7 protein-coding genes and 1 pseudogene are annotated in these 8,061 nt (G+C 66.8%); 5 read left to right on the top strand and 3 right to left on the bottom strand.

Features of this window, described 5'->3' with window-relative positions:
• Positions 1-196: 196 nt before the first annotated feature.
• The 3 genes from FMQ63_RS36360 to FMQ63_RS36350 form a co-directional block, all read right to left on the bottom strand.
• Positions 197-616, bottom strand: coding sequence for a hypothetical protein (locus FMQ63_RS36360; RefSeq protein ID WP_011555743.1), 420 nt, complete (start codon positions 614-616; stop codon positions 197-199).
• Positions 617-672: 56 nt separating this feature from the next.
• On the bottom strand, positions 673-1,716 hold the full coding sequence (locus FMQ63_RS36355; protein ID WP_011555742.1) for a diguanylate cyclase: 1,044 nt from the start codon (positions 1,714-1,716) through the stop codon (positions 673-675).
• Positions 1,717-1,826: 110 nt separating this feature from the next.
• On the bottom strand, positions 1,827-2,447 hold the full coding sequence (locus FMQ63_RS36350; protein WP_011555741.1) for a tRNA (guanosine(46)-N(7))-methyltransferase TrmB: 621 nt from the start codon (positions 2,445-2,447) through the stop codon (positions 1,827-1,829).
• A 75-nt stretch (positions 2,448-2,522) separates the two neighbouring features.
• Here FMQ63_RS36350 and FMQ63_RS36345 point away from each other — a divergent pair, with 75 nt between their 5' ends.
• The 5 genes and pseudogenes from FMQ63_RS36345 to FMQ63_RS36325 form a co-directional block, all read left to right on the top strand.
• Entirely contained in the window at positions 2,523-3,449 is a 927-nt protein-coding gene (locus FMQ63_RS36345) for a bifunctional riboflavin kinase/FAD synthetase (protein WP_011555740.1), read from the top strand.
• 204 nt (positions 3,450-3,653) lie between these two features.
• Positions 3,654-5,354, top strand: coding sequence for a type IV-A pilus assembly ATPase PilB (gene pilB, locus FMQ63_RS36340; protein ID WP_011555739.1), 1,701 nt, complete (start codon positions 3,654-3,656; stop codon positions 5,352-5,354).
• Positions 5,355-5,396: 42 nt separating this feature from the next.
• Positions 5,397-6,515, top strand: coding sequence for a type IV pilus twitching motility protein PilT (locus FMQ63_RS36335; RefSeq protein WP_011555738.1), 1,119 nt, complete (start codon positions 5,397-5,399; stop codon positions 6,513-6,515).
• Between the two features lie 57 nt (positions 6,516-6,572).
• Positions 6,573-7,826 carry a type II secretion system F family protein gene (locus tag FMQ63_RS36330; protein ID WP_011555737.1) on the top strand — a complete coding sequence of 418 codons (1,254 nt, stop codon included), beginning with the start codon at positions 6,573-6,575 and terminating at the stop codon, positions 7,824-7,826.
• A 61-nt stretch (positions 7,827-7,887) separates the two neighbouring features.
• Positions 7,888-8,061, top strand: a pseudogene (locus FMQ63_RS36325) (PAS domain-containing sensor histidine kinase); the annotation flags it as partial.

Raw genomic sequence — 8,061 nt, 5'->3', positions numbered from 1 at the left:
GGGCGTGGGCGCCACTCCCGTGGGGCGCGGGGTAGGCGTGGGGCGCGGCGTGGGCGCCGGAGTCGGGGTCGGAGCGGCAGTGCCTGGCGTCGTTGCCGGGCGCCGGATGACTTCGACCGCGGGAATCACCCGCCGTGTCTTCCTGTCGTTCACAGTCGTACGTTACCTGATGCGAGTTTTCCGGGCATGCCCGGCTTTACGGCTGGAGGGATGCTGAAAGGTCGACCTTCCACCCGGATGGCTCACGGACCATCCGGACCTCGTGGGAGCTTTCTCCCGCGCGCACGAGCACTGTCGCGACGTCTCCCTCCTCTCGGACGAGCGAGACCTCCGTAACATCCGGAGGCGGAGGGACATTCGCGAAGAAGAGGGCCATGGGCTCCGGTTTTTCTTCACCCCCGGAGGCCTCTCCCACCACCTGCGCACGCTGCGCCAGCGCGTCCTGGGTGGGCTTGGACAGCGCGCCCCACGCTTGCTGCAGCTCCCCTCGCTTCACCAGCCGGTGGAAGGACGTGTAGGCGTCCTGCGGGGTGCCGAAGCGCGGCCGGTTGCAGCCACCCAGGCTCAGCAGCAGGACCAGCGCTACCAGCCAGGGCATCGTCGCGGAGAGACGCATGGGGACAGGGGTTTAGGTCAAAGCGCCGCCGGGGGAAAGCCCGAGGTTCGGACATGTCACGCGGCGTGCTGATGGACGCGATTGCGACCTGCTCCCTTGGCCGCATAGAGGCTGGCGTCGGCAGCCCGCAGCAGCGCCTCCGCGCTCGGGAGGTCGCCCGACGGCACCGTGGCCACGCCCAATGACGCGGTCAGCCGCACGCACTGCGGCTTGCCACTCCCGCCCACATGCTCCAGCTCCAGGGCGGCGATGGCGTCGCGCACCCGCTCGCAGACCCGGAGCGCGTCCGCGGGGCCTGTCTCCGGGAGCAGGGCGATGAACTCCTCGCCGCCGTAACGTGCCAGCAGGTCCACTTCCCGCAGCCGCGCCCGCGCTGTCTGGGCCACGGCCTTCAGCACGTGGTCTCCGAAGGGATGCCCGAAGCTGTCGTTGATGCGCTTGAAGTGGTCGATGTCCAGCATCACCAGGGACAGGGGCGCTCCATAACGCCGCGAGCGGGCGAACTCGTCGTTCAGCCGCTCTTCGAAGGCGCGCCGGTTCGACAGGCCGGTGAGTGCATCCGTGCGGGTGAGCGCCAGCAGCTCTTCGCGCCGCGCCGCCAGCTCCTTGTTGGCGCGGTCCAGCTCCCGGTTCTTCTCCACCAGCGCGTCCTGCAACGCCTTCAGCCGCAGCATCGACTTCACGCGGGCCGACAGCTCGAGCATGTCGAAGGGCTTCACCAGGTAGTCATCCGCCCCCAGCTCCAGTCCCTCCACCTTTCCCGCGGCCTGCCGGGCCGTCATGAGAATCACGGGGATGAAGCCGAAGCCGTCCTCGCCCGCGTTCGCCTTGATGATGCGGCACACCTCCACGCCGCCCAGTCCCGGCATCTCCACGTCCATGAGGATGAGGTCGGGGCGGGACTCCCGGATGGCGGAGAGCGCCTGGGCGCCGTCATGGGCCTCGGTGAAGACGTAACCGTGAGGGGCCAGTCCGTCGCGAACGTGCCGGAGATGCACCGGGTCATCGTCCACGAGGAGCACCGTGCGGCCACTGAGTTCCCCTGCGAGGGGGGCACGGCGGGCGACCTCCAGCGTCCTCTTCCGTTCGCCATCCGCCATGAATGTCTCGCCCCCGGTGCAATCGTCCCGCGCGCGGTGCGGGGTTGCCCGCCATTCTTACTGCCCGCACCGGGGATGCAAGAGGCTCGGCGCGCGCCCGTGGCGCGACGTCAGGCAGGCTTCAGTAGCCGCGCCCGATACACGGGCTCCCCGCTGGCCAGGTAGCGGCGCTCACGCGTGGAGGGCACTTCCTCCGGGTCATAGGGATGGAAAACACCTGAACCCAGGGGGTTCTTGAAACCAACGGATTCCAAGATGGCGAGCATCGTCACGCCGCGGTCCTGGACGTCGGTGCGCATGTCGAAGAGTCCGCCCGGTGCGAGCTTGCCGTACAGCAGCTCGGCGAACGCGGGCTGAATCACGGCGCGCTTGGCGTGGGAGCGCTTCCACCAGGGGTCGGGGAACTGGAGGTGGATGGCGGCGAGCGAATCGGGCGCGAAGATGCGGGGCACGATGAAGCGGGCGTCGGATTCGATGACGCGCAGGTTGCGCAGGCCCGCCTTGTCCGCGCGGTCCTGGGTGTCGCGCGCGTACTTCTTGCGCCACTCGAAGGCGACGAAGCGCACCTCGGGGTGGCGGCGGCAGTATTCCAGGGCGTGGCCGCCCGCGCCGGAGCCGATTTCCAGCTCGAGCGGTCCGCTGAAACCGAATTCGGCGTCCCAGTCCGGCGGGGTCTCCTGGGTGACGAACTTGAGGCCAACGGGCTCGGGGAGCAGGCGAGGACGGGACATGGGCGGGCGCCACCAACCACGGCGACGACGGGTTTGGCCAGGGAAAAACGCGAGGCCTGGAGTATACGGGAGCCCATGAAGGTCTACCCTGCGGTGGCGGACGCGGGCCGGGCGCTGGCCGGACAGGCACTCGCGCTGGGCAACTTCGACGGTGTGCACGTGGGCCATCAGGCCCTCTTCGCGGAGGCGCGCCGCCACGGGCGGGCCGCCGCCTTCACCTTCAATCCCCATCCAGGCAAGGTGCTCCAGCCGGAGCTGGCGCCGAAGCTCATCACCCTGCTGCCGCGCAAGCTGGAGCTGTTCGAGGAGCTCGGGTTGGACGCCGCGGTGGTGCAACCCTTCTCGCGCGAATACGCGCGCACGCCGCCCGCGGACTTCGAGGCAGCGCTCTTCGACGCGCTCGGCGTCGCGCACGTCGTGGTGGGCAGCGACTTCACCTACGGCTCGGCCCGGCGCGGCACCGCGGAGACGCTGCGCGAGGCCGCGGCACGGCGTGGCGCCACGGTGCACGTGGTTCCTCCCGTCACGGTGGATGGCGTGGTGGCGTCGTCATCGCGCGTTCGCGAGTACATCCTGGAGGGGCGCGTGTCCGCGGCGCGGCGGCTGCTGGGCCGTCCCTTCGACCTGGATGGCACGGTGGTGACGGGCGCGGGGCGGGGGCGGGGCATCGGCTTTCCCACCGCGAACGTGGACACGCAGAACGAGCTGCGCCCCGCACCGGGTGTCTATGCCATCCGCGTCCAACTGCCGGGCGAGTCAAAGGGCACCTGGCATGGCGGTGCGGCGAACATCGGTGTGAAGCCTACCTTTGGCGGCACGGAGGTGACGATCGAAGCGCACCTGCTCGACTTCACCGGCGACCTGTACGGCAAGGAGCTGCGCGTGCAGTTCCTCGACCGCCTGCGCCCCGAGCAGCGTTTCGGTTCGGTGGTGGAGCTGACGGGGCAGATCAAGCGTGACGTGGAGGCCGCGCGCGCAGTGATTGCGCGCGAGGAGAGCTGAGCAATTTTCCCGTGTCCGTTCAACGGTTTGTGACAGCAGGGGAGCAGGCGAGCGCGCCTTGACGCGCGCGCGCGGCTCCCCTCTAATTCGCAATCAGGAACCGTGCCATGGGGTGAGGATCACCCGGGCACCGCTCCAGCGTCTTTGAGCTCGGAGGCGGGCCCCCGCCCGCTTCTTTCTTCTTCAAGGAAGAGGCATCAACGAATGTCCGGTCGACTCGGTGAACTGCTGGTTCGCGAGAACCTCATCTCCGTGCAGCAGCTGCGCAAGGCCCAGGAAGAGCAGCAGAAGAACGGCACGCGCATCGGCACCGCGCTCGTCAAGACGGGCGCCATCGAGGAGTCGAAGCTGACCGACTTCCTCTCCAAGCAATATGGCGTGCCGGCCATCAACCTGAAGGACTTCGACGTCGAGCCGGACATCATCAAACTGGTGCCGAAGGAAGTGGCGGAGAAGCACCTGGTGGTGCCCGTCAACCGCGCGGGCCCGTCGCTCATCGTGGCCATGTGCGACCCGTCCAACATCTTCGCGGTGGACGACCTGAAGTTCCTCACCGGCTACAACATCGAGACGGTGGTCGCCTCCGAGGTCTCCATCCGCGAGGCCATCGAGCGCTATTACGCGGAGAAGGGCCCGTCGCTGGAGGACATCGTCGGCGACGTCGGTGACGACATCGAGGTCACCAAGGAAGAGACGGAGAACATCGATGAGATGGCCAAGGCCGCGGACGACGCGCCCGTGGTCAAGCTGGTGAACCTCATCCTCATGGACGCCATCAAGAAGCGCGCGTCCGATATCCACGTCGAGCCCTACGAGAAGGACTTCCGCGTCCGCTTCCGCATCGACGGTGTGATGTACGAGGTGATGCGCCCGCCGATGAAGCTGCGCAACGCGATCACCTCGCGTTTGAAGATCATGGCCTCGCTGGACATCTCCGAGCGGCGCCTGCCGCAGGACGGCCGCATCAAGATCAAGATGGGCGGCGGCAAGGAGATGGACTTCCGCGTGAGCGTGTGCCCCACGCTCTTCGGCGAGAAGGTCGTGATGCGTCTGCTCGACAAGAGCAACCTCCAGCTCGACATGACGAAGCTGGGCTTCGACGCGCAGCCGCTGGCCTGGTTCAAGGAGGCCATCGACCGGCCCTACGGCATGGTGCTGGTGACGGGCCCCACGGGCTCGGGCAAGACGACGACGCTGTACTCGGCGCTCTCCAGCCTCAACGGCCTGGACACCAACATCTGCACCGCGGAGGACCCGGTCGAGTTCAACTTCGCCGGCATCAATCAGGTGCAGATGCATGACGACATCGGCCTGAACTTCGCCGCGGCGCTGCGCTCCTTCCTCCGCCAGGACCCGGACATCATCATGATTGGTGAGATCCGCGACTTCGAGACGGCGGAAATCGGCGTGAAGGCGGCGCTCACGGGCCACCTGGTGCTCTCCACGCTGCACACCAACGACGCCCCGGGCACGGTGAGCCGTCTGCTCAACATGGGCATCGAGCCGTTCCTCGTGACGGCTTCGCTGAACCTCATCCTCGCCCAGCGTCTGGCGCGTCGTCTGTGCCCGGCCTGCAAGAAGCCGGCGGAGAACGTGGACGAGCAGGCGCTCATCGACGCCGGTGTTCCGCCGGACAAGATTGGCACCTTCACGATGTACGAGAAGGTCGGCTGCCGCGACTGCAACGACCGTGGCTACCGCGGCCGCGTGGCCATCTACGAGGTCATGCCCTTCTGGGACGGCCTCAAGGAGCTGGTCATCAACGGCGCCTCCGCCGCGGAGCTGAAGCAGGAGGCCATCCGCCTGGGCATGAGCAGCCTGCGCATGAGCGGTCTTCGCAAGATGATGGACGGCGCCACCACGTTGGAAGAGGTGGTGGGAAACACCGCCCCGGACCGCTTCTAGTCAACCTTCCTCCCACCGCACTCCCCCGAAGGACATCCCCCCGTGGCCAACCTGCACCAGCTCCTCAAGGCGATGGTCGAGAAGGGCGCTTCCGACCTCCACGTCACCACCGGCTCTCCGCCGCAGCTTCGCGTCGACGGCGAGCTCGTCCCCTTGAAGACGGCGCCGCTGACCCCGGTGGAGACGAAGCAGCTCTGCTACTCCATCCTCACGGACGCCCAGAAGCACAAGTTCGAAGAGGACAACGAGCTGGACCTGTCCTTCGGCGTGAAGGGCCTGTCGCGCTTCCGCGCCAACATCTTCATGCAGCGTGGCGCGGTCGCCGCGGCGTTCCGGACCATTCCCTTCAAGATTTTGACGTTCCAGGAGCTGGGCCTGCCGCCGGTGGTGGCGGAGCTGGTGAAGAAGCCCCGCGGGCTCATCCTGGTGACGGGCCCCACGGGTTCGGGCAAGTCCACCACGCTGGCCTCGATGATCGACAAGATCAACACCGAGCGTCATGAGCACATCATGACCATCGAGGACCCCATCGAGTACCTGCACCCGCACAAGAACTGCCTCGTGAATCAGCGCGAGGTGGGGGCGGACACGCGGAACTTCAAGACGGCCCTCAAGTACATCCTCCGCCAGGACCCGGACGTGGTGCTCGTCGGTGAGCTCCGTGACCTGGAGACGATTGAAGCGGCGCTCACCATCGCGGAGACGGGCCACATCTGCTACGCGACGCTACACACCAATAGCGCGGTGCAGACCATCAACCGCGTGTTGGACGTGTTCCCGCCGTACCAGCAGCCGCAGGTCCGCGCGCAGATGTCCTTCGTGCTGGAAGGCGTGATGAGCCAGGCGCTGGTGGCGAAGGCGGGCGGCCCCGGCCGCATCCTGGCGCTGGAGGTGATGGTGCCCAACCCCGCAATCCGGAACCTGATCCGCGAGGACAAGGTCCACCAGATCTACTCGTCCATGCAGGTCGGCCAGGCGAAGTTCGGCATGCAGACCTTCAACCAGGCCCTGGCGGCGCTGCTGCTGCGGCGGCTCATCACCCAGGACGAGGCCTTCGGACGCTCTAGCGACGCGGAGGAGTTGCGCAACATCCTGGCCACGGGCGGCGGCGGGGCCTTGCCCGGAATGCAGCGGCCAGGCGGGGGAGCGGGTGGTCGTTAGTTCCGGGATTCGGAGATCAGCGGTTAGAGTGGCGCGGCACCCGCGGAGGTCCAGCTCATGGCAGCCCCAGCAGTGAAGTCGGCATCAACTCCCAAGAAGGCCACCGCCCAGTTCCTCTGGGAGGCGAAGACCAAGAGCGGGGAGTCGAAAAAGGGTGAGATGGAGGCGATGGACGTCGAGGCCGTCAACGCGCGCCTCAAGTCCCTCGGGCTGAACCCCGTCAAGGTGCGCAAGAAGAGCATGCTGGACGGGGACATCACGATCCCCGGCTTCGGCGGTGTCGAAGGCAAGGACATCCTCGTCTTCACCCGTCAGTTCGCCACGATGATCGACGCCGGCCTCCCGCTGGTGCAGTGCCTCGATATCCTCGCGAGCCAGATGGACAACCCTTCCTTCAAGAAGGTGCTGTTCGCCATCAAGAGCAAGGTGGAGCAGGGCAGCACCTTCGCGGACGCGCTGAAGGAGCACCCCAAGGTCTTCGACGAGCTCTACGTCCAGCTCTGCGCCGCGGGTGAGGTGGGCGGTATCCTCGACGCCATCCTCAACCGGCTCGCGGCGTACCGGGAGAAGAACGAGAAGCTCAAGTCGAAGGTCAAGAGCGCGATGACCTACCCGATCATCGTGATCCTGGTGGCCATCGGCGTGACGGCGGTGCTGCTGCTGAAGGTGACGCCCGTCTTCGAGAAGATGTTCGCGGACTTCGGCTCGGAGCTGCCGGGGCCGACGCAGATGATCGTGAACTTCTCGCACATGGCGCAGGAGTACTTCTTCCATGTGGCTGGCTCGATTGTCGCCGTGGTGATGTCCTTCACGTGGAGCTACCGCCAGCCGCGTGGCCGGAAGTTCTGGGACAAGGTGTTCCTCTTCATGCCCGTCTTCGGCCCCGTGCTCCGCAAGGTGGCCGTGGCCCGGTTCACCCGCACGCTGGGGACCATGATTTCCTCGGGCGTGCCCATCCTGGACGCGCTGGACGTTACCGCGAAGACGGCCGGTAACCGCACGGTGGAAGACGCCATCATCTACGTCCGCGGGAAGATCGCCGAGGGCAAGAACATCGCGGGGCCTCTGGCCGAGACGAAAGTATTCCCGTCGATGGTGGTCCAGATGATCGGCGTCGGTGAGGCGACAGGCGCCATGGACACCATGCTCAACAAGATCGCCGACTTCTACGACGACGAGGTGGACGCGGCCATCAACAGCCTCACGGCGATGATTGAGCCGGTCCTCATGGTGTTCCTCGGCGGCGTGGTCGGTGGCTTCCTCATCGGCATGTATCTGCCGATCTTCTCGCTTGCCGGCGCCATCCAGTAGGTCAGCAGCGGTGGGCGTGCGCCCGTCGGAGAGGGGCGCCTTTCGTTCGCGGCTCGTGTGGTTGGTGTTGTTCCGCACGGTCGCCGCGAGCCTCTCGCTCGTCATCACCCTGGCGCGGCTTCTCCTTCATCCTTCCCAGGAGCTGAATCACGCGGACACCCTGTCGCTCGCGGTCATCATCATCGCGTACGTGTCAACGGTGGTGGTGGGGCTGCGGCTGCGCAAGGGGCAGGGG

Origin of the sequence: Myxococcus sp. CA005, assembly GCF_006518205.1 — a bacterium.
GTDB lineage: Bacteria > Myxococcota > Myxococcia > Myxococcales > Myxococcaceae > Myxococcus > Myxococcus xanthus.
This window is presented reverse-complemented; position numbering and strand designations above follow the sequence as displayed.